The organism is Pelagibacterium luteolum, from assembly GCF_900100665.1.
Taxonomy (GTDB): domain Bacteria; phylum Pseudomonadota; class Alphaproteobacteria; order Rhizobiales; family Devosiaceae; genus Pelagibacterium; species Pelagibacterium luteolum.
Window position 1 is genome coordinate 81,705 of the sequence record NZ_FNCS01000004.1, and the last position, 24,425, is coordinate 106,129.

General features: G+C 58.7%; 27 protein-coding genes. 22 read left to right on the forward strand and 5 right to left on the reverse strand.

Features of this window, described 5'->3' with window-relative positions:
* Position 1: 1 nt before the first annotated feature.
* Both BLR31_RS09125 and BLR31_RS09130 read right to left on the reverse strand, forming a co-directional pair.
* Positions 2 to 541, reverse strand: coding sequence for an ImmA/IrrE family metallo-endopeptidase (locus tag BLR31_RS09125; RefSeq protein ID WP_090595109.1), 540 nt, complete (start codon positions 539 to 541; stop codon positions 2 to 4).
* Positions 542 to 546: 5 nt separating this feature from the next.
* Positions 547 to 840, reverse strand: coding sequence for a helix-turn-helix domain-containing protein (locus BLR31_RS09130; RefSeq protein ID WP_090595113.1), 294 nt, complete (start codon positions 838 to 840; stop codon positions 547 to 549).
* Between the two features lie 192 nt (positions 841 to 1,032).
* Between BLR31_RS09130 and BLR31_RS09135 the strand changes: the two genes are divergently transcribed.
* From BLR31_RS09135 to msrA, 5 genes are all read left to right on the forward strand, one after another.
* Complete coding sequence (locus BLR31_RS09135; protein ID WP_090595644.1) at positions 1,033 to 1,260, forward strand: DUF2188 domain-containing protein; 228 nt, start codon at positions 1,033 to 1,035, stop codon at positions 1,258 to 1,260.
* Between the two features lie 360 nt (positions 1,261 to 1,620).
* Entirely contained in the window at positions 1,621 to 2,028 is a 408-nt protein-coding gene (locus tag BLR31_RS09140; protein WP_090595115.1) for a DUF1810 family protein, read from the forward strand.
* A gap of 471 nt (positions 2,029 to 2,499) precedes the next feature.
* On the forward strand, positions 2,500 to 3,387 hold the full coding sequence (locus BLR31_RS09145; RefSeq protein WP_090595118.1) for an NAD-dependent epimerase/dehydratase family protein: 888 nt from the start codon (positions 2,500 to 2,502) through the stop codon (positions 3,385 to 3,387).
* Positions 3,388 to 3,466: 79 nt separating this feature from the next.
* Positions 3,467 to 3,907 carry a peptide-methionine (R)-S-oxide reductase MsrB gene (gene msrB, locus BLR31_RS09150; protein ID WP_090595121.1) on the forward strand — a complete coding sequence of 147 codons (441 nt, stop codon included), beginning with the start codon at positions 3,467 to 3,469 and terminating at the stop codon, positions 3,905 to 3,907.
* Positions 3,904 to 4,410, forward strand: a complete 507-nt coding sequence (gene msrA, locus BLR31_RS09155) for a peptide-methionine (S)-S-oxide reductase MsrA (RefSeq protein ID WP_090595123.1) — start codon at positions 3,904 to 3,906, stop codon at positions 4,408 to 4,410. Before msrB ends, msrA begins: the two co-directional genes overlap by 4 nt.
* 6 nt (positions 4,411 to 4,416) lie before the next feature.
* Here msrA and BLR31_RS09160 read toward each other — a convergent pair whose 3' ends face one another.
* Together BLR31_RS09160 and BLR31_RS09165 are read right to left on the reverse strand one after the other, a co-directional pair.
* Positions 4,417 to 6,303, reverse strand: coding sequence for a bifunctional sugar phosphate isomerase/epimerase/4-hydroxyphenylpyruvate dioxygenase family protein (locus BLR31_RS09160; RefSeq protein ID WP_090595126.1), 1,887 nt, complete (start codon positions 6,301 to 6,303; stop codon positions 4,417 to 4,419).
* A gap of 78 nt (positions 6,304 to 6,381) precedes the next feature.
* Complete coding sequence (locus BLR31_RS09165) at positions 6,382 to 7,044, reverse strand: TetR/AcrR family transcriptional regulator (RefSeq protein ID WP_244505005.1); 663 nt, start codon at positions 7,042 to 7,044, stop codon at positions 6,382 to 6,384.
* Positions 7,045 to 7,100: 56 nt separating this feature from the next.
* Between BLR31_RS09165 and BLR31_RS09170 the strand changes: the two genes are divergently transcribed.
* Positions 7,101 to 8,099: a shikimate dehydrogenase gene (locus BLR31_RS09170; protein ID WP_244505006.1), complete on the forward strand. Its 999-nt coding sequence runs from the start codon at positions 7,101 to 7,103 to the stop codon at positions 8,097 to 8,099.
* Here BLR31_RS09170 and BLR31_RS09175 read toward each other — a convergent pair.
* Positions 8,096 to 8,785 carry a GntR family transcriptional regulator gene (locus BLR31_RS09175; RefSeq protein ID WP_090595135.1) on the reverse strand — a complete coding sequence of 230 codons (690 nt, stop codon included), beginning with the start codon at positions 8,783 to 8,785 and terminating at the stop codon, positions 8,096 to 8,098. The two genes, BLR31_RS09170 and BLR31_RS09175, sit on opposite strands and share 4 nt — an antisense overlap.
* A 293-nt stretch (positions 8,786 to 9,078) precedes the next feature.
* Between BLR31_RS09175 and dctP the strand changes: the two genes are divergently transcribed.
* The 16 genes from dctP (at position 9,079) to BLR31_RS09255 (ending at position 24,418) form a co-directional block, all read left to right on the forward strand.
* Positions 9,079 to 10,035, forward strand: coding sequence for a TRAP transporter substrate-binding protein DctP (gene dctP, locus BLR31_RS09180; RefSeq protein ID WP_090595138.1), 957 nt, complete (start codon positions 9,079 to 9,081; stop codon positions 10,033 to 10,035).
* 107 nt (positions 10,036 to 10,142) lie between these two features.
* A complete protein-coding gene (locus BLR31_RS09185; RefSeq protein ID WP_090595141.1) occupies positions 10,143 to 10,643 on the forward strand; it encodes a TRAP transporter small permease in 501 nt (166 codons plus the stop codon).
* On the forward strand, positions 10,640 to 11,944 hold the full coding sequence (locus tag BLR31_RS09190; RefSeq protein ID WP_090595143.1) for a TRAP transporter large permease: 1,305 nt from the start codon (positions 10,640 to 10,642) through the stop codon (positions 11,942 to 11,944). The genes BLR31_RS09185 and BLR31_RS09190 overlap by 4 nt, the downstream gene beginning before the upstream one ends.
* An 81-nt stretch (positions 11,945 to 12,025) precedes the next feature.
* The gene (locus BLR31_RS09195; protein ID WP_090595146.1) at positions 12,026 to 12,466 is read left to right on the forward strand and encodes a type II 3-dehydroquinate dehydratase; all 441 of its coding nucleotides are present in this window, start codon (positions 12,026 to 12,028) and stop codon (positions 12,464 to 12,466) included.
* A 9-nt stretch (positions 12,467 to 12,475) separates the two neighbouring features.
* Positions 12,476 to 12,874 carry a GlcG/HbpS family heme-binding protein gene (locus BLR31_RS09200; protein ID WP_090595149.1) on the forward strand — a complete coding sequence of 133 codons (399 nt, stop codon included), beginning with the start codon at positions 12,476 to 12,478 and terminating at the stop codon, positions 12,872 to 12,874.
* Positions 12,875 to 13,118: 244 nt separating this feature from the next.
* The gene (locus tag BLR31_RS09205; protein WP_090595151.1) at positions 13,119 to 14,000 is read left to right on the forward strand and encodes a ThuA domain-containing protein; all 882 of its coding nucleotides are present in this window, start codon (positions 13,119 to 13,121) and stop codon (positions 13,998 to 14,000) included.
* Between the two features lie 75 nt (positions 14,001 to 14,075).
* Positions 14,076 to 14,492 carry a c-type cytochrome gene (locus BLR31_RS09210; RefSeq protein ID WP_244505007.1) on the forward strand — a complete coding sequence of 139 codons (417 nt, stop codon included), beginning with the start codon at positions 14,076 to 14,078 and terminating at the stop codon, positions 14,490 to 14,492.
* A gap of 60 nt (positions 14,493 to 14,552) precedes the next feature.
* Positions 14,553 to 16,244, forward strand: a complete 1,692-nt coding sequence (locus BLR31_RS09215; protein ID WP_090595153.1) for a pyrroloquinoline quinone-dependent dehydrogenase — start codon at positions 14,553 to 14,555, stop codon at positions 16,242 to 16,244.
* A 61-nt stretch (positions 16,245 to 16,305) separates the two neighbouring features.
* A complete protein-coding gene (locus BLR31_RS09220) occupies positions 16,306 to 17,100 on the forward strand; it encodes a type 2 periplasmic-binding domain-containing protein (RefSeq protein ID WP_143009358.1) in 795 nt (264 codons plus the stop codon).
* Between the two features lie 140 nt (positions 17,101 to 17,240).
* Positions 17,241 to 18,287 (forward strand): LacI family DNA-binding transcriptional regulator, encoded by a 1,047-nt coding sequence (locus tag BLR31_RS09225; protein WP_090595158.1) that lies wholly within the window; start codon positions 17,241 to 17,243, stop codon positions 18,285 to 18,287.
* Between the two features lie 25 nt (positions 18,288 to 18,312).
* The gene (locus BLR31_RS09230; RefSeq protein ID WP_090595161.1) at positions 18,313 to 19,590 is read left to right on the forward strand and encodes an ABC transporter substrate-binding protein; all 1,278 of its coding nucleotides are present in this window, start codon (positions 18,313 to 18,315) and stop codon (positions 19,588 to 19,590) included.
* 87 nt (positions 19,591 to 19,677) lie between these two features.
* Positions 19,678 to 20,526 carry a carbohydrate ABC transporter permease gene (locus BLR31_RS09235; protein ID WP_210183904.1) on the forward strand — a complete coding sequence of 283 codons (849 nt, stop codon included), beginning with the start codon at positions 19,678 to 19,680 and terminating at the stop codon, positions 20,524 to 20,526.
* Complete coding sequence (locus BLR31_RS09240) at positions 20,523 to 21,371, forward strand: carbohydrate ABC transporter permease (RefSeq protein WP_090595164.1); 849 nt, start codon at positions 20,523 to 20,525, stop codon at positions 21,369 to 21,371. Before BLR31_RS09235 ends, BLR31_RS09240 begins: the two co-directional genes overlap by 4 nt.
* A gap of 12 nt (positions 21,372 to 21,383) precedes the next feature.
* On the forward strand, positions 21,384 to 22,424 hold the full coding sequence (locus BLR31_RS09245) for an ABC transporter ATP-binding protein (protein WP_090595167.1): 1,041 nt from the start codon (positions 21,384 to 21,386) through the stop codon (positions 22,422 to 22,424).
* Positions 22,425 to 22,451: 27 nt separating this feature from the next.
* Positions 22,452 to 23,738 (forward strand): amylo-alpha-1,6-glucosidase, encoded by a 1,287-nt coding sequence (locus BLR31_RS09250; protein WP_090595170.1) that lies wholly within the window; start codon positions 22,452 to 22,454, stop codon positions 23,736 to 23,738.
* Complete coding sequence (locus BLR31_RS09255; protein ID WP_090595173.1) at positions 23,735 to 24,418, forward strand: PIG-L deacetylase family protein; 684 nt, start codon at positions 23,735 to 23,737, stop codon at positions 24,416 to 24,418. The genes BLR31_RS09250 and BLR31_RS09255 overlap by 4 nt, the downstream gene beginning before the upstream one ends.
* The last annotated feature ends 7 nt before the right edge of the window (positions 24,419 to 24,425 follow it).

A 24,425-nucleotide genomic window follows, 5' to 3' on the forward strand; every position in this document is an offset into this window, starting at 1 on the left:
GTTACATAAGTACATTAGCCAGCCGATAAGACATAGCGAGCATGCTAACACGATAGCGTTTTGCTAGTTCACTGACCTGTGTGTCATCCTCTAAATCTATTGGACGACCACGTATGTCCGCTATTAGCATTTTAGCAGGCATTAGCAAATCGGCCGCGCACTGGTTAGCCTCGATTTCTTCAACGTTTTTACCTTCGGACGACGTTGCGTCTCTTTTGAAAACTTCAAAATGACGATCAATAAACACGCCGTCTGAATGAAGCAGCAAATGCCCGCATTCGTGAGCTATAGTAAAACGTTGCCGGTGCTGATGATGCGATGAATTTACTCCAATAAGAGAACGATCGCCCTTTCGCACCAACATGCCTGCGAGGTCGCCATCCTCGTACGGTCCATACCGCACGTCAGCGCCAAGGGAGCGAGCGACTAATTCAATCGGTATAGGCGGTGCGTCGATTTTGCATTGTGCAATAATCCTCGACGCTATACGGCGGATTTCTTTAATTCTCGACGCCGAAAGACGCAGTCGGCTAGTATACATGTGCGCTAAAGGCCGGCGAGCCACTTTTGTAGGCCCGGTTCGACTTGGTAAGCATCTTCAGCTAGGTCCTCGTTTTTTTCGGGAGTATTAGGTAAAAGGCGATAAGCCGGAATTCCCAATGCATTTGAAAATATCATTAGTTGGTGTACGGTAACTTGCTGGCGACCGCTTTCAATATTAGCTACCGATGGCCTAGATAGGCCGACCCTGCGTGCTAATTCGTCTTGACTTATTTCAAGAATATTAGTGCGAGCTTCACGAATATTTTTACCGACAATAATGTTCGTGTCATCCAGCATTTTTTACTCCAGATATTAGCAGCAATCGCCTCGCGCGCTCGGATTCTAACGTAATTTGCGCCCATGTCAATGTCGCAAACACATATGTTTGGTTCAGGGGTGTTTGCAAAAAACGCGTTTGTAATATTGACGAATAGGCCGACTCGGTGGCATCCTCCCCATGTCGTTCAATACTCAAAAAAGGAACAGCTCATGGTCAGGAAGACGATCCATGTAGCGCCACATCCTACCAAGGGGTGGCAGACCAAATCGGGTGGTGCCTCGCGCGCAGGATCCCTACACCCAACTCAGACGGCTGCTTACGCTCAGGCGCGAAAGCAGGCAATCCGAACCGGCGCTGAGGTGGTGATCCATAGGCCTAACGGTCAAATTCGTGACAGTAGCAGCTTCGGAAATGATCCATTTCCGCCAAAGGGCTAAGGAGCATATGATGGGAATAAAGTATAAGGGCCGCACATTCGCTTCTGGCCGATCCCTGAGCCAAGCGATAGTGCGAGATATAGAAAGCAGCTATGAAGCTTCCGTTAGACGGGCGGCGGCACTTTCAGGTGTTAAAGTTGTCCGCACTTCGCGAGGACTTCAGGTTGAAGGACCCGCTGATAAATTGAGCCGGTTTTCGTCGAAACTTGGAGGAAAATAAATGCGGAGATATTTGGCGCGCCCTCCAAGGCCGCCCAAACCCATAGATCGCATTCAAAATATCCGCACAATCAGGCCCTTGGGCGCTAAAGAATGGGTTAGGGCACATTGGCGTTACGATTATAATCGAAGAGCTTGGGAATGGGTCATAGGCCATTGGCGCAAATAGCTGCGGGGACTGAGTATCAGTTTATTGTTTCTCAGTCCCACTGGCGTTTTAAACTTGACCTAGCCAAGACAATCTATCTTACGCACAAAAGTTTGCCAAACTTAGTGCTGGCCAAGAATCATCCGCTCGCCTCGCTTGATACGGCTCGCGCCTATCTCGCCCACGACACCCTCGGCCCCCGGCTTCTCGCGTGCACGCGCGCCGTCCTCGCCCATGCCGACAAGACCGCCAATGCCATCTTCGGGCACCCGGACGATCTCAAATTCCGCTCGTCGATGACCCTGTTTGCCAAAGCGGCCCCGGACCAGCCCGAATTTCAGCAGGCGTTGGAAACATTCTTTTCCGGCGAGCCCGACCCCGAAACCCTCAAGCGTATTTAAGGGCAGGGCGCATCGCGGCCAACGGTGGCTCCGTGCCTCAGCGCAGCCCTCATCCGAAAATACTTATCCCCGCACCCCAAACCGCCTCCATACTCCCCGAACGAACCCGCGCATATGGACGCAAGCGCAACGAACGTTTGGGCGGGTTTGGTTCGGGTTCCTTGTGGGTCGCTGCAGGGAAGGCCTAAACGTCACAAGTGCCGGTCGTCGCCCCCATACGACGGCTTACCGGGGAAACCCGGCGGGGATTGACCCCAGCCTTCTGAAGGTCGAGTAAGCCAAAAATCCCGGATATGCACGGCGAAGCTGGCTTCGCTCAAACTACCAAACTCGGATGAAGCCTGCTTCGCCGTGCATCGCCCATCTCATCTGTCGAGGCTCATAGCCGTCGACCGCCTCGGCACGCCTATCGTTTTGCCCCTGTCTGCGTTATCGGTGCGTAAGGACAGCAAACACGAGGAGGTCTGCCCGATGGCACGGATCGTTTTCACCGGCGGCAGCGGCAAGGCGGGGCGGCATGTGGTGCCCTATCTGCTCGATAAGGGCCACGAAATTCTCAACCTCGATCTGGCGCCCCTCGACCATCCCGGCGTCAACACAATCGCCGCCGATCTGACCGACTCGGGCCAGGTGTTCAACGCCCTCTCGATGCATTTTGGCTTCGAGGGGCTGGAAACGGGCAGGGGCCCCGCGCCGATCGACGCCGTCGTCCATTTCGCCGCCATCCCGCGCATTCTCCTCAAGCCCGACAACGAGACCTTCGCCGCCAATACCGTCGCGACCTACAACGTCGTCGAGGCGGCCGCCAAACTCGGGATCAAAAAGATCGTCATCGCCTCGTCCGAAACCACCTATGGCGTCTGCTTTGCCGAAGGCGACAAGGACTATCGCTGCTTCCCGCTCGAGGAAGATTACGACGTCGATCCAATGGATTCCTACGGTCTCTCCAAGGTGGTCAACGAAAAGACCGCCCGCGCCTTCGCCATGCGGTTTGGCATCGACATCTACGCATTGAGGATCGGCAACGTCATCGAGCCGCACGAATATCCCAAATTCGCCGATTTCCTCGCCAATCCGCCCTCGCGCAAACGCAACGCCTGGAGCTATATCGACGCCCGCGATCTCGGCCAGATCGTCGATCTCTGCATCGCAAAGGATGGCCTGGGCTTTGAAGTCTTCAACGCCACCAACGACACCATCACCGCCGATATTCCCACCCGCGAGTTTCTGGCCAAATACGCCCCCAACACCCCCATCACCCGGGAAATGGCCGAATTCGAAGCGCCCCTATCGAACAGGAAAATCCGTGAGGTTCTGGGCTTTGTCGAGCAGCACAATTGGCGCCAATACCTCAAATAGCCAAACCGTGATTGCGGCGCCCCCTCGCAAATTTTCCTCATCGACCCCATATCCCGGGCAAACACCAAAAGGAGCCGTCATGACCTATCAAAAGACTGACGAAGCCGTCGCCCGGCTGACCCCCGAACAGTTCCGCGTCACTCAGCGCAACGGCACCGAGGCCCCCGGCACCGGCGAATACGAAAAGCACAAAGCCCCCGGCATCTATGTCGATGTCGTATCGGGCGAGCCGCTCTTTGCTTCCTCGGACAAATACGAATCCGGATGTGGCTGGCCCAGCTTTACAAAGCCCATCGCTAACGTCACCGAGCTGCGCGATACCTCCCACGGCATGATCCGCACCGAAGTGCGCTCCCAGCACGGCGACAGCCATCTGGGCCATGTCTTTGAAGATGGCCCCCTCGATCGTGGTGGCCTGCGCTATTGCATCAACTCAGCCTCCCTTCGCTTCGTGGCACTCGAAGACATGGAAGCCCAGGGCTATGGCGAATTCATCGATCAGGTCGAGGTGGTATCATGAGCGAACGTGCAGTTCTGGCCGGTGGCTGTTTCTGGGGCATGCAGGATTTGATCCGCAAGCGCCCGGGTATAGAATCCACCCGCGTAGGCTATTCGGGTGGTGACGTCCCCAACGCCACCTATCGCAACCACGGCACCCACGCCGAGGCCATCGAGATCATCTTCGATCCGCAAAAAACCTCCTATCGCGAGATTTTGGAGTTCTTCTTTCAGATCCATGATCCCTCGACAAAAGACCGTCAGGGCAATGATCGCGGCAAGAGCTATCGCTCGGCGATCTATTACGAGAACGATGAGCAGAAAAAGATCGCTCTCGACGCCATCGCCGATGTCGATGCCTCCGGCCTTTGGCCCGGCAAGGTCGTGACCGAAGTCGAGCCGGTGGGCGATTTCTGGGAAGCCGAGCCCGAGCACCAGGATTATCTCGAGCGCATCCCCAACGGCTATACCTGCCACTTCCCTCGCCCCAATTGGGTCCTGCCCAAACGGGCGGCCGCTGAGTAAGGCTTATCAGCGCGCCGGAATGTGTTTGTCCCGGAGAGATCGCTTCTGCGCCGCGATCCGGAACTGCGCATTCGGCGCGCCATAGCCGGGATATGGCGCCCGGCGCTCGACGATCTCGAAGAAAAACCCGTCGCCATAAAGGGTGGAATAGAGCTGGAAATATTCCCCCTCGCCGTCGCGGTCATAGAGGATGTTGTTGGCCTCGAGCCGCGCCACGAAATCATTCTCCAGCCCGAACCGCGCCTGCAGATCGGCAAAATAATTGGGCGAGATAACCAGCGGCACGAACCCGGTCTTGGCCAGCGCCGCGGCGGTCAAAAAGATATCGGACGAGGCAAAGGCGATATGCTGCACCGATGAGCCAAAGCTCTCGGAAATGAAATGCCCCGCGAGCGTCGAGCGCCGATCCGCACCGTTCAGCGTAAATCGGATCGACCCGTCGGCATTCTCGATCACCTGGCTCCGCACCAGCCCCCCAGGATCGACAACATCGAGCATCGGCGTTTTGCGCGTATCGAACAGGCTGGTGTAAAACAGCAGCCAGGTCAGCAACTCCTCGTAGTTCATCGTCTGCCCAAGATGGTCGATCCGCGTGATCCCCATATCCACCAGATCACCACCCACCGGCGTAAATTCGGTCTCCCAAACCTTGGCGAGTGCCGTCTTGTCGTCGACAAAATGCATCAGCCCGCCCCCGACGCCGCGAATGGCCGGGATCCTCAGCTCGCCCGGCCCCACCGGCTGCTCGAACGGCTCCGCCCCCAAAGCCCGTGCCCGCTCGACAGTCGCTGCAGCATCCTCGACCTTGAGCCCGATATCGCAAACACACGTCCCGTGCATCAGATACGCCGAATGCGCAAACCCCTCACGCTCGGTGTTGACGACGATATTGACCCCTCCATTGCGATAAAGATCGACATCCTTGGCGATATGCCGCCCCGCATGCGCAAATCCCATGGACCTCAGCATCGCCCGCAAATCATCCGCCTCGGTCTCGTTGGCGGCGAACTCGATGAACTCGACCCCCTTGACCGCAATCGGCGCAGGCATGGGCGCAAGCTTGGTCGCAATCGTCGGCTCCGCCCGCCGCACACCATCCATCAGCGCAATGAGCGAGCGATGCCCATCCGCCGCGATCGCCCCCGGCGATCCGCCACGAAACTGGTCGTTGAAAATCTCCAGCGACCACACCCCGTCATACCCCGTCGCCGCCACTGCTTGGGTAAAACCCAACACATCGAGATCGCCCTGTCCCGGCATGTTGCGGAAATGGCGGCTCCAATAGAGCAAATCCATATCGATCAGCGGTGCATCCGCCAGTTGGACGAAGAAAATCTTGTCGCCGGGAATGGCGCGCAGTGAATGCGGATCGAGCTTCCGCGACAGGGTGTGGAAGCTATCGACGATGATCCCGACATTGGCGTGGTCGGCGCGCCGAACGATTTCCCAGGCGTCACGATGGTCGTTGACGTGCCGTCCCCACGCCAGTGCCTCATATCCGATCCTCAGATTGCGCTTTTGCGCCCGCTCACCAAGCTCACGCAGATCGTCGGCGGCCCGGTCGATGCCGCCGAGCGCAGAAGGTGAGACGTTGGAACAGATCAGCACGAGATCGGTGCCAAGCTCTTCCATCACGTCAAATTTGCGCTCGGCCCTGTCGAATGCGCGGGCCCTATGCGGCTCGGGAAGTCCTTCGAAATCGCGGAACGGCTGGAATAGCGAAATCTCCAGCCCATGGTCGCGCACCATGCGGCCCACTTCGCGCGGCCCACCATCGAAGGCGAGGAAATCGTTCTCAAAAATCTCGATCCCGTCAAAACCCGCCGCAGCGATCGCCGCAAGCTTTTCGCGCAGATCGCCACTGATCGATACCGTTGCAATCGAGGATTTCATGGTTCACCCAAAACATACGAACTGTTTCGTACATTTTGGACGGCGGACGTGGCGCCGTCAATTGGGCAGGGTTTCGTCTCAGATAGCGCTAGGCTCGGCGACGTAACGCATAACCATGTCGATGACGATCTGGCGCAGGGAATCCTGGGATTGTTCCGCGCCCATGTCGCGACCGAACAGATGCGAGAAGGTCGCACGATTGGACACATTGAAAAAGCACAGTGCGCTGATCTGCCAGTGAATTTCCAGCGGATCGAGCCCTGCTCGGAACTGGCCCTGCGCAACGCCCGCCTCATAGAGCGCCTCGATGCGGGCGATGGCCGTCTGATTAACCGCCTTCAACGCATCGGAGCGATCCATGTAGCGGCCCGAATGGATGTTCTCGATCATCACCATGCGAATGAAGTCTTCATGCTGGGCGTGATGGTCGAAGGTAAAACCAACCAGCCGCTTGAGGCCCTCGATCGGTGGCAGGCTCTCGATGTCGAGTTCGGCTTCGCCCTCGCGTACCACCCGATAGGCGTTCTCGAGAGCGCTGACGTAGAGCCCTTCCTTGTCGCCGAAATAGTAGTAGATCATCCGCTTGGAAGCCCGCGTCTTTTCGGCGATCTCATCGATGCGTGCACCGGCTAATCCGTTGAGCGCAAATTCGTTTGAGGCGACCTCGATGATGTTGCGCCGCGTGCCCTCCGGGTCCTGCTGGCGGCGTCCGGTCTTCTTGTCGGTCTCGGTATCGCTCACGGCTTCTCTTCTCGCCTTTCGCGGCAGATTGACTAAACTAACTAGTTCGTACATTAATGCGCATGCTACGTCTGCATTTAGGTCGAGACGCCATCAAAAGACAAGGGCGGGTCGCGCCCACCAAAGGTGCGTGCATGGGCGCTCTCCCAACCCATCAAGGAGCCAACGGCATGGACACTCTCACCAGAGGGTTGGCGGAATTCATCAATCTCAGTGCAAAAGGTGCGGTCCATATCGGCCTCTTGGGGCGCGGCATTGGCGCCTCACTCTCACCCGTCATGCATAGACGTGAAGGCCAGCGACAAGGACTCGACTACCACTACCATCTCATCGATTTCGATGCGTTGGGTCTTGGCGACCACGACCTTGGCGATGTCGTTGCTTTGCTTGAACGCGTTGGTTTTGCGGGCCTTAATATAACCCATCCGTTCAAGCAGTCGATCCTGTCACATCTGTCTGCGCTCTCTCCGCAGGCCGAGGCAATCGGAGCGGTGAACACCGTTATTTTCTCGTCCGATGGGCGTAAGGGACACAACACCGACTGTTGGGGATTCGCGGAAAGTTTTCGACTCGGCCTCCCAGATGTGTCCCGACGCCGAGTGCTGCAGATGGGTGCAGGCGGGGCTGGCGCCGCGGTTGCTCATGCGTTGCTTGAGGTCGGCGTAAGTGAACTCGATATTTTCGACGTCGAGGGTGCCCGCGCCGCCGCGCTGGCCGAACAGATCTCTTCCCTAGGCAAATCTGCCAAAGCAGTTTCAAGCCCCTTGGTGGCACTGGCGGGTGCCGATGGCGTGGTCAATGCAACACCGATCGGCATGACGAAATATCCCGGCTACCCCATCGATCCCGAGGCCCTGTCGCCGCGGCAATGGGTGGCCGACATAATCTATTTCCCGCGCATTACGCCGCTGATTGAGGTGGCGAGCGCCCGCGGTTGCGCGACATTGCCTGGATCGGGAATGGCAATTTTTCAGGCCGTCAGGGCGTTCGAACTCTTCACCGGACGTGCCCCCTCGCGCGACGACATGGCGAGAACGTTCGAAGCGGCAGCCTAAAGTTTTCCAGTGCTCAGGATATGATCAATACCTGCATGGATATGTGCAGCGAGCTTGGCTTGTGCCCCAGCGACATCCCGGGCCAGCGCGAAATCGAAAAGTTCGCGGTGATCGTGGGAAACGCCATCGCCACGAAAGCTTGCCGCCAGCAAATGATAGCGCATGAACCGGTCGAAGATTGATTGATGGATCGCAAGGAGGGATTTGGATCCGCACGCCGCGATCAGCGAATGATGAAAGGCGAAGTCGTATTTGATCCACTCGAAGGTCCGGTTCTTGTCGCCTGCCAGAAGCGCCCGCTCAATCGAAGAGAGCTTGTGGTGCGCGGCAACGACATCAGCCTCCCAGTCGAGATCACCAGATGCAAAAGAGAGTGCCAAAGCATGATTTTCGAGAACCAGGCGCAAATCGCCGACTTCGCGAAGATTGTCGACTGAAGCTGGGCTGACTTCAAACCCGCGCTGCCCCTCAGCAATCACGAGATCTTCGGTCGTCAGCCGGTTGAGGATTTCGCGCAGGGTGGAGACACTGACGCCGTACTGGCTCTTGAGACGCTCGAGCTTGAGCTTTTGCCCCGGCTTTAGCTCGCCCGATATAATGTCGCTGCGAATTCTACGAAACGCCTGCTCCCCTACGGTGTCCGATGTTTCGTCGTGGCCATCATGCATAAGTTTCGTACCGCTCATATTCGGCTCCCTTAGGCGCCTTACTGCCATGGAGTGCCATTTTTGTCATCACATCGATATCACAGGTCGAGCACCTTTCGTATGAGATTTTTAAAATTGACATATGAAATGGGTCTCGCTAGATGAGTTTGCGGGCCGACAGGAAACCTGCTTGACATAAACGAACTAGTTCGTACATTTGGAAATCGGCTCTTAGGAGGAGTGTGCCGCGCATAAAGTGGCGCGCCGTTATCGGGCCGGGTTGAAACAGGAGGAAGATCGTGACGATTCTCAAGCTTACCCGCCGTGCCACAATGCTCGGTTCGGTTGCGCTCGCTGCAGCACTCTCGCTGCCGGCATTGGCTCAGGATGCGCAGCAACTGCGCTTCTCCGCGGTGTTCTCGGACCAGGACATTCGTGCGCAGATGATGACTCAACTCGCCGATTCCGTGCGCGACTTCGCAACTATCGAGCCCTATTTCGGAGGCACTCTTTTCCGTCAGGGTACCGAGCTCGTTGCGCTGCAGCGCGGCAATCTGGAAATGAGCAACATTGCACCCCAGGATATCTCCAACCAGATCCCCGAGTGGTCGCTTCTGACGTCGGCCTATCTGTTCCGCGACGCAGACCATGTGCGGACATTCTTCGACAGCGAGATCGGCGATCAGTTCAAGCAGATGGCTGAAGAGCAACTCGGCATCCGCGTCCTTGGCCCTACCTATTTTGGCGCGCGTCACGTAGGTCTTCGCGGCGACCGTGAGGTCAACACGCCGGCAGATCTCAACGGTGTCCGCTTGCGTATGCCTGGCGGCGATGCCTGGCAGTTCCTTGGTACCTCGATCGGTGCGAGCCCGACGCCAATGGATTATGCCGAGGTCTACACTGGCCTTCAGACCGGCGCGATCGATGGACAGGACAACCCGCTTCCCAACGTCCAGAACATGAGTTTCTTTGAAGTGATGGACCAGATCGTTCTCACCTCGCATCTGGTCGGTTTCGACCTGCTGGTGATTTCCAACGAAGCCTGGGATGCCATGTCTCCAGAGGACCAGGAAGCTTTCCAGGCGGCAGCCGATGAGGCGATCGACTGGAGCCAGAACATGCATCTGGAAATGGAAGCAAACCTCGTTGCCCAGTTCGAAGAAGCGGGTCTCAATATATATGAACCTGACCAGGACGCGTTCCGCGCCTACGCCCAGGAGCAGTATCTGAACTCCGACATTTCCGCGAGTTGGCCCGAAGGCGCTCTGGAAGCGATCAACGCCCTCTGATCTGAGCGGACGGGCGCCGTGACAATTACCGCGGCGCCCATTCCGTATTTTCCTTGATGCCGAACCGGTACTAGTGGCGCACGTCGTCGCGAGGGGAGGAGATGTTAATGTCGGGATTTTTGCGCGCCGGCCGATGGCTCACCGCCCGGGCCGAAAACGTTCTGGCCGCCATGCTGGCGTTGATGTTCGTTCTGTTCATCTTGCAGATCATCTTCCGCTACGTTTTGAACCTATCGGGCGGCTGGGCGTATGAACTCAGCGCCATCCTTTGGGTTTGGATCGTCCTGTTTGGCGCAAGTTTCGTGCTGCGCAAGCGTGATGAAGTCCGGCTCGACATTATCTACAGTTCCGTCGCACCGAGGGTGAGGCGCGTCATGACCCTCATTTTCGCACTGGCAACCGTAACGTTGCTGTGCATCGGGCTACCGGCCATCGCCGACTACGTTCTGTTCATGAAAATCGAGCGGACGGCCTACCTCAAGCTCCGCTACGACCACGTGTATTCCATCTTTATCGTCTTCACCGTCGTAACGATCATCCGCTATATCTGGATTGCCGGCGTCGCTGTCTGGGGCAAGGACGATGACGAAGAAAGCCCGGCACAATGAGCGTAATCACCGATCCGTTCTTTCTCTGCATCGCATCCATTCTCATCCTGGCGATCATCGGTCTGCCCATCGGGTTGTCGATGATTGTTGGCTCGGTCCTTTATCTGTTCCTCTCCGGGCTCGACATGGGGATCGTTGCCGAGCAGTTCATGAACCGGATGTATTCCAATTACATTATCCTGGCCGTGCCTCTGTTCATTCTGGCGGCCGAATTCATGAACACTGGGTCGCTCTCTGATCGACTGCTGACTTGGTGCAACGCGGTGGTCGGGCGGTTCCGTGGCGGCCTGGCACAGGTCAATGTTCTGCAATCGATCGTCTTTGCAGGCATGTCCGGTTCGGCGCTGGCCGACGCGGCTGGGACCGGAAAGATGGTCCATTCGCTGATGACGCGCGATGGCCGATACACCTCTTCCTTTGCCGCTGCATTGACCGCCGCCTCGGCGGTGATCGGGCCGATCATTCCGCCGTCAATCCCGATGGTGTTCTATGCGCTGGTTTCAGACACCTCGATCGGCTTTCTGTTCCTCGCGGGGGTAATTCCCGGCCTGATCATGGGCATAACGCAAGCGATCGTTGTTTACATTCAGGCGCGGCGGCAGAACTTCCCGGTTGAAAAGCCGGTTCCGCTACGCGAAATCCCGAAAATCACCTGGTATTCGCTGCCTGCGCTGATGCTGCCCGTCGTGTTGATGTACTGCATCTATTCGGGCGTGACGACGCCAACCGAGGCCGCGGCGGTGGCAGCAGCTTACGCCCTGATCGTTTCGGCGGTGCTTTATCGTGGGATTTCCTGGAACGGGCTCTATACCTCGCTTCTCAGCAGCGCCAAGACGACGGTTTCGATTGGCATGCTGATCGGCGGTGCGCTGGTTCTCAACTATGTTGTAACTGTAGAAAATATCCCCGCAAGCCTGAGCGTCCTGCTCACCCAATGGGATCTCGATCCGATCACCTTCCTCATCGTCGTCAATATCCTGCTGCTGCTGCTCGGATGCGTGCTCGAAGGTACCGCCATCATCCTGATTATCGTACCCGTCCTTGTCCCGTCCGCCGCCGCGCTTGGTATCGATCTGGTCCATTTCGGGGTCGTGGTGGTGGTCAATGTCATGATCGGGCTGATTACCCCACCCTATGGCATGCTGCTCTTCGTGATGAACACGATATCAGGCGCCAAGCTCAGTGACATTATCAAGGACACCATGCCGTTCCTGCTGGCCCTCATTGTGTCCCTCCTGGTGTTCACTTTCGTGCCTGACACCGTCCTCTGGCTGCCTCGCTTGATGGGCTACCAAGGCTAGGGCGTTGCACGAGCCAAACCTATCGTGGAGGCCGGTCGGCGCTGAGGTTGCGCCGCGTGGTCCCGTCTTTCGGAAAGAACCATGACAAAACCCATCTATGTCCTCAACGGCCCAAATCTCAATCGCCTTGGCCTGCGTGAGCCCGAGATTTATGGCAAGACCACCTTGGCCGAAGTTGAGCAATTCTGTCGCGATGCGGCGGGCGACCGCGCCGTACAGTTCCAACAGACTAACAGCGAGGAAAAGCTGATCGATTGGGTGCACGAGGCGATCGATGCCGCTGCCGGCATCGTCATCAACCCCGCTGCGTTCACATTTACATCCCTAGCGCTTTTTGATGCCCTGAAGATGTTTCCTGGTCCCATCATCGAGTTGCACATCACCAATGTGCACAAGCGCGAGCAGGTCTATCACCACTCTCATGTATCGCGTGTTGCGACAGCGGTTATGGCGGGCTTTGGTGCCGAGGGGTACGCTCTAGCGGTAAGTGCGATCTGCGCCCGCAAGGATTTGCTGGATTAGGCGAGTCGCATGGATCGCCTCACGCTTGCGCTTGCTCGGGACATCGCAGAGGCCGTGATCGTTCGGGCGCGCGAGAACCACTTTGCCCTCGCGGTGGCGATCGTCGATCCTGGGGGCTGGCCGCGCCTGCAGCTTTTGATGGACGGCGCATTTCCAGCAGCCGGTGATGCGGCGCTCGCCAAGGCGCGGACGGCAGCACTTTATCGTCGACCGACCTCGACATTTTCGGAACGCGTCAAGCAAGGCATGCCGCTGGCCCATTTGCCCCATGTGGTTCCTCTCGGCGGCGGCGTTCCGCTCCTCCGCCAAGGCTCCATCTACGCCGCCCTCGGCGTCAGCGGTGCGTTCGAGGATAGCGAAACTGCACTCGCGGAAGACGTGGCAGCGGCCTTTTCGGACGTGCGCTAGCTGTCGGCGATATCCAGTCATAACTATCTGTCGAGAGACTGACCCGTAGGGCGCTAACAAGGGGTAGCCATACATGAATCAGATAGATCGTGTCATCGCGGTGAAAACAAAAAACACCATACAAAATATAAAATCACATATTAAATGTTGCACGCCTGAATAAGCTGTGTAAAGTTTGAGTAAGCCGACCCGGGCCCTTTGCGCGCTTCGGTCGCATCCGACGGTCTTTTTGGAGGAGACAGATATGAACCCGCTAATCGCCCGCCTTGTTGGCGCGGCAGCGCTTAGCCTTGCCATGTCGCCAGCCATGGCGCAGGTGCCTAATCAGTATACGACGTTCGAGCGCTATGGCGTTTGCGGCAGCATCGATGACAGTTGTTACAACCCGTGGAACAACCGAACAGAAGGCGAGGAGGAGCCTTGGAAAATTCTGATCTATTACCACGTCGCTCCTGGCGTAAATCCCCATGACAATCTCGAAGCCGGCGTTGTCGCGCTGACCGAGTTGTTTGAGGGCGAGGGCTATGAGGTTACAGCTTCAAGCGACCCGGAAACTTTCGAAAGCGCTGGCAATATCCGCGCCATGGACACCATCGTGTTCTTTTCGACAGGACGTGAGGCGTTGAGTGACCTCGGTAAGCACCAGCTCATGCTTTACATCCGTGGCGGTGGCGGCTTTGTGGGCGTACACAATGCCTTTGGCACAAGCTATAGCTGGACATGGTACGAAGGCCTACTCGGTGGTCAGCTCTTTAACCATGGGCCGCGCCAGCTTGCCGAAATAGAGGTTCAGTCGGAAAACGATCCCTCGGTTGCCCATCTCGAGGACGGTATCACCTTCGATCAAGAAGAGTGGTACAACATCTATCCTGATCCTCGGCAACTGTCAGACATCAACATTCTGCTCACCGTAGACGAAGACACGATGTTGCAGGGCCAGTCCGATACCCACCCGGGCATGGGCGAAGGGCACCCGGTGTCCTGGTGTCATTACTATGACGGCGGTCGCGCCTGGATGACCGTCCTCGGCCACAGCCATGAAATCCTCGAAGACGAGAACTTCCTTCAGCACGTGCTCGGCGGTGTGGACGGTACGATGGGCAAACAGGATTTCTGCCTGCAATAGCCCTCTCCTGAGCCGGTGGCGTGCTGCGGTGCGCCGATTTCCAGGAGGCTCGGATCAAACTCAAGGACAAGCATGATGAAACTTGAGCTTACAACGCTCGGCTTGGTGTTCGCGATTCTGGCCGCTCCGGCCCTCGCCCAAGACTATACCCTCTCCGGCGGGGGCATCGGAGAGGAGCAGATCGAGCGCGGCGAAGACGCCTTCATGACGAATTGCGCGGGATGTCATGGAGACGATCTCCGAAGCGTGGATTCCAACGCACCCGACCTGCGCGGTCCCGTATTCGCGGCGGGCTGGACGGGGAATCCGCTCAGCGAAAAGTTCGAAAAGATCGTGTCCACCATGCCGCCTGGTCGCGGCGGAAGCCTAAGCGACCAGACCTATGCCGATATCGTCGCGTTCATTCTGGCGACGAACGGCGTTCCGGCAACCGACAGCGAATTGCCCGGCGATGCCGAAGCGCTGGACGGCTACACAGTAACCGAGAACTGATCCGCGACTGCGTTCGGTCTTGGTGCACAGCAATCATTTTTGTCTCGAGGAGGAGTCAAGATGTCTCGTTTGGGATCACCCCTTGTTGCGCTCAGTGCACTGCTGATCGCAGTGCCGACGCTGGCCCAAGATGCCAGCTTTACCCCGGTTAGCGACCAGGAAATATTGAACCCCGACCCCGCGGACTGGTTGCAATGGCGCGCCACCGTCAATAGTTGGGGCTATTCCGCACTCTCGGACATCACAGCCGAAAACGTCGGTGAACTCGAATATGTCTGGGGTTGGGCCATGGAGCCCGGCGACCAGGAAACCACGCCGATCGTCCATGACGGGGTGATGTATGTCGCCAATCCAGGTGGCGTGGTGCAGGCGCTCGACGCCGCCTCAGGCGATCTTATCTGGGAATACCGCCGCCAGTTCCCAGAGGGTTTCCGCGAGGGACGCCTCAATCGCGGCATTTCGATCTATGGCGACAAGATTTATTTCCCGAGCCCTGATGCCGTGCTTGTCGCGCTAGACGCCGGTACCGGCCAGATCGCCTGGGAAGCCGTGGTCGCCGACCACGAAAATGGCAAGACGCTGACCGCAGCGCCCCTAATCGCCGATGGCAAAGTCATCGTGGGCTATCAGGGCTGCAATCGGTTCTCGGAAGAAAAATGCGCCATCGTGGCTTACGACGCCGAAAACGGTGAGGAACTCTGGCGCACGATAACCATCGAGCGCCCAGGAGAGGGTGAAGAAGATACATGGGAGGATATCCCATTTGTCCTGCGTGGCGGTGGCGATATTTGGACCACGGCATCCTATGATGCTGACGCGGAGCTGATCTATATCGGCGTATCCCAGGCCAAGCCATGGTCGCGCGTTAGCCGCGCTAATGACGGGGCGGGCTACTACACGACTTCCACCTTGGCGCTAAATCCCGAAAACGGCGAGATTGAGTGGTTCCGCCAGTATATCCCCGGCGAGACCAACGACATGGACGAGTCATTCGAGCATATCCTTGTCGATATCGATGGTGAGCCCGCTTACGTCAACATGGGCAAGCTGGGCATCCTCTGGCGTGGCAACCGTGAGACCGGCGAACCTCTTCCCGCCTTCGATTTCGGCATGCAGGACCAGATCGATCTCAACGATGACGGAACCTTCGCCGCCTATCGCGAGGGCAAGATCGGCGAAGTCGGCATTCCGATGACGACCTGCCCCAGTTCCACCGGCTTTCGCTCATGGCGCGCCATGGCGTTCAGCCCGGAAACCCGGGCCGTCTATGTCCCCATGACCATCAACTGCGACGATGGCGTGGTCTACACTGAGGTTGAGATGGTCGAGGGCGGCGGCGGCAATGGCCGCTCGGCGACCAACCGCATCTTCCATCCGGATGATCCTGACAATCTCGGCCGCATCCTTGCGATGGATGTCGATACGGGCGAGGCGCTTTGGGAATTCCCGATGCGCACGCCGGCCAACACGGCGACCCTTACCACCGCGGGCGGTCTGGTTTTCGCCGGCGATTGGGACCGCAATTTCTATGCGCTCGACGCAGCGAGCGGCGATGTGCTCTGGCAGACCCGCCTGCCTCAGGCCGCGCAGGGCTATCCGATCTCCTATGAGGCCGATGGCCGGCAATATGTGGCGATCCCCGTCGGCGTCGGCGGTGCGAGCTGGTCGACCAGTGTGCCAGAGGACCTGACGCCGGAAGTCAGGCGTCCGGCCGGGGGCAATGCCATGATGGTCTATGCCCTGCCGCTCTGAGCATTTGATTGGGAGGGCCGGAGTTCGCTTCGGCCCTCGCCTTTTTTCGAGGAGCCTCGATATGGTCACGCAAGCCCTACGGCTCACTTGCGCGTTGGCGTGCATCGTTCCGGCAATGGCGACACCGATTGTGGCGCAAATCCCTTATGTGGCGCCGGAATTCTACAACACCATCCGTCCCGATCACGGCAACACGTTGCCCCTGTGCCTCATTCCGGGCAGCGCCACCGAGGACTTCGATCGCGAAATCGCAGTTTCTATTGCCCAGATCCTGCTGCTCGAGCCCCTTGTGGTCGAACTCGACGTCGATATGGACCAACTCGACGAGCGCGGTATCTGGCCGACGATCTTTACGGCGCTCTCGGAAGAATGTGTCGGCGTCCTCGGGGTTCAGATCATCCGTGGTGAAACCATGCCCGATTGGATGACCCTCTCGCGGCCCTATCTCGACGCACCCTATGTGCTGCTGACCAGCCACCCCGCGACCCGGTCACTGGCCGACCTGCCGGACGGAAGCAGGGTGGGCGCCCCGCTTTACACCCCGATCGATGCCGAGTTGATGGGGCTCATCGCTTCTGGCGGTTCCTATGCCCAACTGCGCCGCCTGCCCTACGATACCCCGGAGCTGATGCGCATGCTGTTTGAAGCCGGCGACCTCGATGCCGCAATCGTCTGGCAGCCGCACCTGGCCTCGGACGCCCTGTCAGGTGAGGCGTTTTATGCGCGGTCCGTGCCGGTCGACCCTTTGAGCGAAAGTACGCGGGAACTCGCCATCCTGCTCCGCTCCGAAGACCAGATGATGCGGACCCTGATCGATGACGCCATTCTGGCGCTGCCCGAGCCCTATATCTTCTAGTCGCGCTTCTCAACCCTTCTCGCCATCCTGCCATCGAACAAGTGGATTGACACGGGTCGGTTGTCCTGACAAAATTTTAAAACGTTTGCAAAAACCAGTAATCAAGATTACAAACGTTATAACTCTCGGAGGAGGGGAACTTGGCGTCGCAGCGCGCACGTACGCTCAAGGAGTTGGCGGAACGGCTCGGCGTGTCTATAACGACCGTCAGCCGGGCGCTTGCCGGTCATGAGCAGATCGCCCTCAAAACCCGCCAGCGGGTCAGCGAGGCGGCGCGCGAAATGGGTTACGTGCCCAACGTTGCTGCTCGCCAGCTCGTATCCGGGCGTTCCAACTTCGTGGGCTTCATCATTCCGCTGCGCGGTCCCAATTTCATGGATTCCTATCTCGGGGAGTTCGTGACTGGGCTGGGCGAAGGCTTCGTCGCCCACGGCATCGACCTTATCCTCGCCACGGTCCAGCCCAACCGGTCCGAACTCGACGTGTTGCGTCATCTCGTGGAATCCGGGCGCGCCGACGGGGTGGTGGTGCCGCGTATCGCTGCAGATGATGCCCGCATCGACTATTTGCGCGCGACCGGCTTTCCATTCGTGGCGCATGGCCGCATCCGCGACGATGAGGGTGACTACACCTGGCTCGATGCCGACAGCGAGGCCGCCTTCGAGGAGGCGTTCGATCTGCTCTATTCTCATGGCCACCGCCACATCGGGCTGGTCTCAATCGCAGAAGACATGACGTTTCGCAATTTGCGGGAAAAGGGATTGGCCAATGCGATAGCGCGCAAGGGCGATCCTACGGTACGGCTCGATATAGTGCGACCGCCCCGTTTCGATAGGGGGGCATCGGTTGCTGCGATCAATTCATTGCTCGGCGCCACAGAGCGCCCCACGGCCATTATCGGACTGTTTGACGAGTTGGCGCTCACAGTCATGGAGGAAGCACAACGTGCCGGGCTCTCGATCCCGCGCGATCTTTCCGTCATGGGGTTCGACAACATTTCAACGGCGGCATACGCCCCGCCGGGTCTGACAACGTTCGAAGTGAAAACGCGCGGCATGGCGCGCGAGATCGCGCACATGCTCGTGGCGCTGATCGAAGGTGAAGAGCCAGGGCACAGCAATCGCCTCATCAAGCCATCGCTCGTCCTTAGGGCGAGCCATGGGCCTGTACCCGACATCAACGGGTGAATCGTATGTCACAAGGGAGGAAACCATGACATCGAGAACAAGACTTCTGGCTTCGGCGGCCCTCGCCGCGCCGCTCATGATAGGGTTGGCGGGAACGGCGAGTGCGCAACTGCTGTTCTGGTCGAACCAGGCGGCCCCGATCGAAGAAACCCAAGCCATGCGCGAGCAGGTGCTAAGCGGGTTCGATGGCGAAGTTGATTTCCAACCGCAGGAGACCGGCCCCTTCATCACCCGCATCGAAGCCGAACTCGAGGCGGGTTCGGGGTCCATTGCCGTCGTCGGCGCGCTGCATGGCGAGTTGGCCAATTACGCCGATGACTGGGTCGACCTTTCGGGTATCGACCTGTCCGGGATTACCGTCGCCCCGGCCTTTCTCGAACTGGGTATGCTCGGCACCGACGAGCAGAAATATCTGCCTTGGATGCAGGCCAACTATGTGATGGCCGCCAACGTTCAGGCTCTGGAATATCTGCCTGAAGGCTATGACATCAATGCGCTCAGCTATGACGAGCTTGTCAACTGGATGCGCATCCTTGCTGAAGAAACCGGGTCGCCGAAGTTCGGGTTCCCAGCTGGCCCCCAAGGTCTGAAGCACCGCTTCTTCCAAGGCTTCCTGTTGCCGTCCTACGCCGGATCGACCGTCACTAACTTCCGATCGGAGGAGGCTGTGGCTGGTTGGGAAATGTTCCGGGAACTCTGGCAATACACCAATCCCGCATCAACCAATTACGGGTTCCTGCAGGAGCCGCTCCTGGCCGGCGACGTATGGGTTGGGTTCGACCACGTGGCCCGTCTCGCCGAAGCGTTCAACCAGCAGCCTGAGAATTTTGTTGCCTTCCCGGCACCGGCCGGCCCGATGGGCCGTGGCTTCATGCCGGTTTTGGCCGGGCTGGCGATCCCCGCCCATGCGCCCGATATCGACGCGTCGATGGCGCTGGTGCAATATATGATGCAGCCTGAAACCCAGGTTGCCACGCTCCTGGCAACCAATTTCTTCCCGGTGACCGACGCCGAACTGCCCGGCGACCTGCCGCCATCGGCCCAGGCTTTGGGTGCGGCGATCACCGCGATGACCAGCGGCGATGACGCGCTTCCGGCGCTTCTGCCGGTCGGACTGGGTGATCTCGGCGGCCAGTTCAACCAAGTTTATATCGATGCATTCGAGCGCATTATCCTTGCCAATCAGGACATCGGGCAAGTTCTGGAAGAACAGGCCAACACGCTGCGTTCGCTGATGGAACAGGCCAACGCCCCGTGCTGGTTGCCTGACGAGCCCTCCGAAGGACCCTGTCCGGTCGACTGATCGAACAAGGGTTCTGCCTCCCCCGTCCGGCTGCAGAGTGCAGTCGGACGGTCCTCCAGCCCGAAACTTGGCCATTACCGGAGCGGGATGATGCAAAGCCGATTTCTGCCTTACATGCTGCTGGCGCCGGCCACATTGTTCCTGGCGGTATTCTTCGTTTATCCCTTTGTGCAGATCGGTATTCTAGCGTTCTCGTCGGGCGATGGTTTTACCATGGGCCACATCCAAACGATGGCGAGCCACTGGAAGTTTGGCACTGCGCTCTGGAATACGGTGCTCTTGACGGCGATCATTGTGCCCATTCAACTGGCTCTTGCGCTGTCGATGGCTTCGATCGTCACCAAGCTCAAGACTGGGCGCAGCACGATCCTTTTCGTCTTCGCCATCCCGCTGGGCCTGTCAGACCTTGCCGCAGGCATCATCTGGCTGGCGATCTTCGAACAGTCCGGCTTTCTCAATTCCATGCTCGCCGGGCTCGGTGTCATCGAGCAGCCCATTCTTTTCCTCGGCTACCAGAACATGTGGGTGATCTTTGCCGCCGTGGTGCTCGCGGAAATCTGGCGTGCCACCGCGATCATGATGGTTATCCTCGTCTCTGGCATGGGGCTGATCCCAAAAGAATACTATGAGGCCGCAGAGGTTTTCGGCGCTTCACCGTGGAAGCGGTTCACCAAGGTCACACTTCCCCTCCTGCGTCCAAGCCTGCAGACGGCGCTCATCCTGCGCACCATCGCTGCCTTTGAAGTGTTCGCCGTTGTTGTGGCGCTGGGCGGAACGACACTGCCGGTCCTGATGGGCGAAACCTATCAGTGGCAATTTACGATGCGTGACCGCAACGTCGCGGCGGCCTACGCCATGGTGATCCTTGGAATCTCCATCGCAGCCACGCTCGTCTTCCTGCGACTGCTGCGCGTTCCCAAGGAGGCACGGCTATGAGCACGCTCGCACCGACCGACGAACCGCGCGCTGTCGGCGACACCCGAAGGGCCGGGCGCTGGGTCTTTATCACTGCGACCGTCATGCTCATGGCCTGGGTGTTGGTCCCGATCTACCTCCTGTTCGTCAACACCCTCTCTTCGCCTTCCGAGGTCAGCGGCTTTCCGAAGACAGGGCTCCCAAGCTTCGATTTTGCTTCGGTGGAGTTCTTTCTCTCCTTCTCGGGCGTGGCACGGGCTCTCTGGAATTCGGTGGTCGTTGCCGTACTCACAATGGTGCTCTCGATCGGCATCGGCGCCCCGGCCGGCTATGCGTTGTCGCGCTTCGACTTTCCCGGCAAGGAAGTGTTCCGAATGGTGGTCGTTATGACCCGTGCCTTTCCCTTGCCGCTCCTTGCCCTGCCGCTGGCAGTGATGTTCATCCGCGTCGGACTGGACGATACGGCGCTGGGCCTTGCTTTCGTGCACACGGTATTGGCGTTGCCCTTCGCTGTGCTGATCACGTTTTCCCTCTTTTCAGGCATCCCCATCGAACTGGAGGAAGCCGCCTGGACATTGGGGTGCAACCGGCTTCAGGCCTTTATCAAGGTGGTGATGCCGCTGATCCTCCCCGGCCTGGTCGCGTCGGCGGTCTTTGCTTTCACGATCTCTTGGAACGAGGTGTTCGCGGCGGCCGTGCTCACCATCGAGAACCGGACGCTGACCGCGTTCCTTGTCCAGAGTCTCAATGTTTCGCCCCTGCATCTGAAGTTCGCCGGGGGCACGGCCCTCGTTGTGCCGGCGCTCATCTTCATCTTTGCGGTCCGCAAATATCTGTTCGCCATGTGGGGCATTGCGAACCGTTAGGGAGAATTCATCATGGCCGAAATCATAATCAAGCAGGTCGCCAAGAGCTTCGGCACCTTCCAGGCCCTGCATTCGATCGACATGACGATCAGAGACCGCGAGTTCATGGTGTTGCTCGGCGCCTCAGGCTGCGGGAAAACCACATTGCTGCGGATTATAGCGGGTCTTGAAACCCCATCCCAGGGCGAGGTCTGGATTGGTGGTCGCAGGGTCGATCACCTGCCGCCGCGCGAACGTGGCATCGCCATGGTATTCCAGAACTACGCGGTATTCCCGCATCTGACGGTATTTGAGAATATCGCCTTCGGCCTGCGTATGAAGAAGCTTCCCCAACAGGAAATCGACAAGCGCGTTAATCGCACGGCCGAACTGATGCATATCGAGCAATTGCTAAAGCGCTATTCCGGCCAGTTGTCGGGCGGCCAGCGCCAGCGGGTTGCCGTGGCTCGCGCCCTCGCGATGGAGCCTGATGTCATCTTGATGGATGAACCGCTCTCCAACCTCGATGCGCTGCTCCGCCTCGAAATGCGCGCCGAACTGAAAGGCGTGTTAGCCGAAAGTAAAAGCACGGCGATCTACGTGACACATGATCAGGTTGAGGCCATGAGCCTTGCCGATCGAATATCGGTTATGAATGGCGGCAAGATCGTTCAAAATGCCTCCCCCGTCGAAATCTACCGCGATCCCGCTGCGCGGTTCGTGGGGAGCTTCATCGGTAATCCGCCAATGAATTTCATCAAGGCTAACCGTCAAGACATCGGGCGCTGGCGTGTTGCAGGCCTCGATCTTTACGGTCCCAGCCATGGGGCGAGCTCTCTCGAATTTGCCATCCGTCCTGAGGATCTGACGATTGGGGAGGGTGGTTTCATCGCCACGGCGCGGGTTGTTGAGCCACTCGGCGCGCACACGCTGGTCACCTGCGAAGTCGATGGCAAGCCATTCCGCGCTGTCCTCGATTCCGACCTAAAGGTTGCGCCGGGAGACGTGCTGACCCTCATTCCCAAACCCGACCGTATCCGCTGGTTTGATCCTGAAACCCTGCTTGCCGTCTGACACCACACCGAAACAAAGCCATCCGCCATGACATCGATAGATACGACCCAGGTTCAACACCACGCAATCTCCGTGCTTCGCGAGAACGACAGGGGCAGCTACACGGTCCCCACCAAGGGCCTCTACCCGTTCCAATGGAACTGGGACTCATGCTTCACCGCAATCGGGCAGGCTCACTACGACATCGACCGGGCCTGGACGGAGATGGAGACTCTGTTCGCTCACCAATGGGCCGACGGCATGGTCCCTCACATCATCTTCCACGTCGAGGATGACGGCTATTTCCCCGGCGCCGACGTGTGGCGCAGCGGTAAGGCGGTTCCGACATCGGGAATAACCCAGCCGCCTGTTGCTGGGTTCGCCCTTGAGCGCCTGTTGCAGAAGTCGGGTGCCGACGAAGCGGCGCGAAGCCGCGCTGAAGGGTTGATCGGCGCTATCGATCGTTGGCACGAATGGTTTTATGCCTGTCGCGATCCGCGTGGCGAGGGCCTCGTAGCGATAATACACCCTTGGGAGTCGGGCCGCGATAACTCGATCGACTGGGACGAAGCGTTCGCCCGCGTTCCCACCGAAGGCGTAGCGCCCTACACACGGAGGGACACCCAGCACGCCGACCCCGCCCATCGCCCCACCAAAGAGCAGTATGATCGCTACCTTTGGCTCGTCCAGCACTTCCGCGATCTGGCATGGGACAACACCAAACTCCATGACGCCTCCCCATTCCAGATCGTCGATCCGGGCTTTAACGCCATCCTCGTTCGCTCCTGCGACGCGCTGGCCAATGTCGCAGCCCAACTCGGGCACATCGAGATCGCTGCGCGAAACAGGGCATTGGCGCAAAAGGGTCGTGAGGCACTCGAGCGACTGTGGAGCGACCGACATGGGCAGTATCTTTGTCTCGATCGCACCACTGGCCAACTCATCGACAGTCCTTCGATCGGCGGCATCCTCACCGTCTTTGCCGGGATCCCGCGCGCGCGCGCAGCGGCGATTTGCGCCACCATCGAGAAGGAGGAAAGCAAGGCACGTTTCATCGTCCCCAGCCATTCAGTTTTCGACAGCCGCTTTGACGCCAAGCGCTATTGGCGAGGCCCGGTTTGGCTGGTCGTCAATTACATGATCGCCAGCGGGCTGGAGGCCTCCGGCCAGACCGCGATGGCGAGGCGCATCATCGCTTCGAGCCTGGAGCTCATCGCGCTGTCCGGTTTCGCCGAATATTACGATCCGATCGATGGCGAGGCGCTCGGCGGCAAAACCTTCACATGGACCGCGGCGGTGGTCCTGGAATTCATCGCGCATCAGGATGCTCAATGAGCCTTAAGGTCATGGCGGTCGGCGCTCATCCCGACGACATCGAGATCTATTGCTTTGGCAGCCTGGCTGCTTATGCCGCGATGGGCGCGGAACTGGCTCTTGTGGTCGCAACCGATGGTGCCCTGGGCGGAGCGGATCCCAAGGCATTGCGGCTGCTTCGCTTGGGAGAGGCGCGGGTCGCGGCACAGCTGCTCGACACGGAGCCGGTCTTTCTTGATTTTCCTGATGGTTCGCTTGTGTGCGACGGTCCGCTCGTCGCTGCACTCAAACGCGAAATTTCAAGCTTTGTGCCCGATCTGATCATCACTCACGCGGATAATGATTATCACGGCGACCACAGGGCACTGAGCCAGGCCGTGCATCTTGCGGCATCGTTTTCAGCGCCCGTGCTTGAAATGGATACGCTACGAGGCACTGGATTTGTGCCCACTCACTACGTCGATATCTCGGCACACAGCGACGTTAAGACCGCAGCCATCCGTGCCCATCAGAGCCAGGACCCTGAGCGGTTCGTCGCTGCGAGCGAGGATCTCGCGCGGAGGCGCGCCGCCGAGTGCAATCATCTCGCGGGCATGGCCGAGGCCTTTGCCTTTTCGCCACGCTTCCCCTTTGCTGATATTCGCGACCTGCTACCGCCCGCACCGCCAGTGACCCCGGTAGCTCGGCGCGATCGGACCTGAGGGGGGA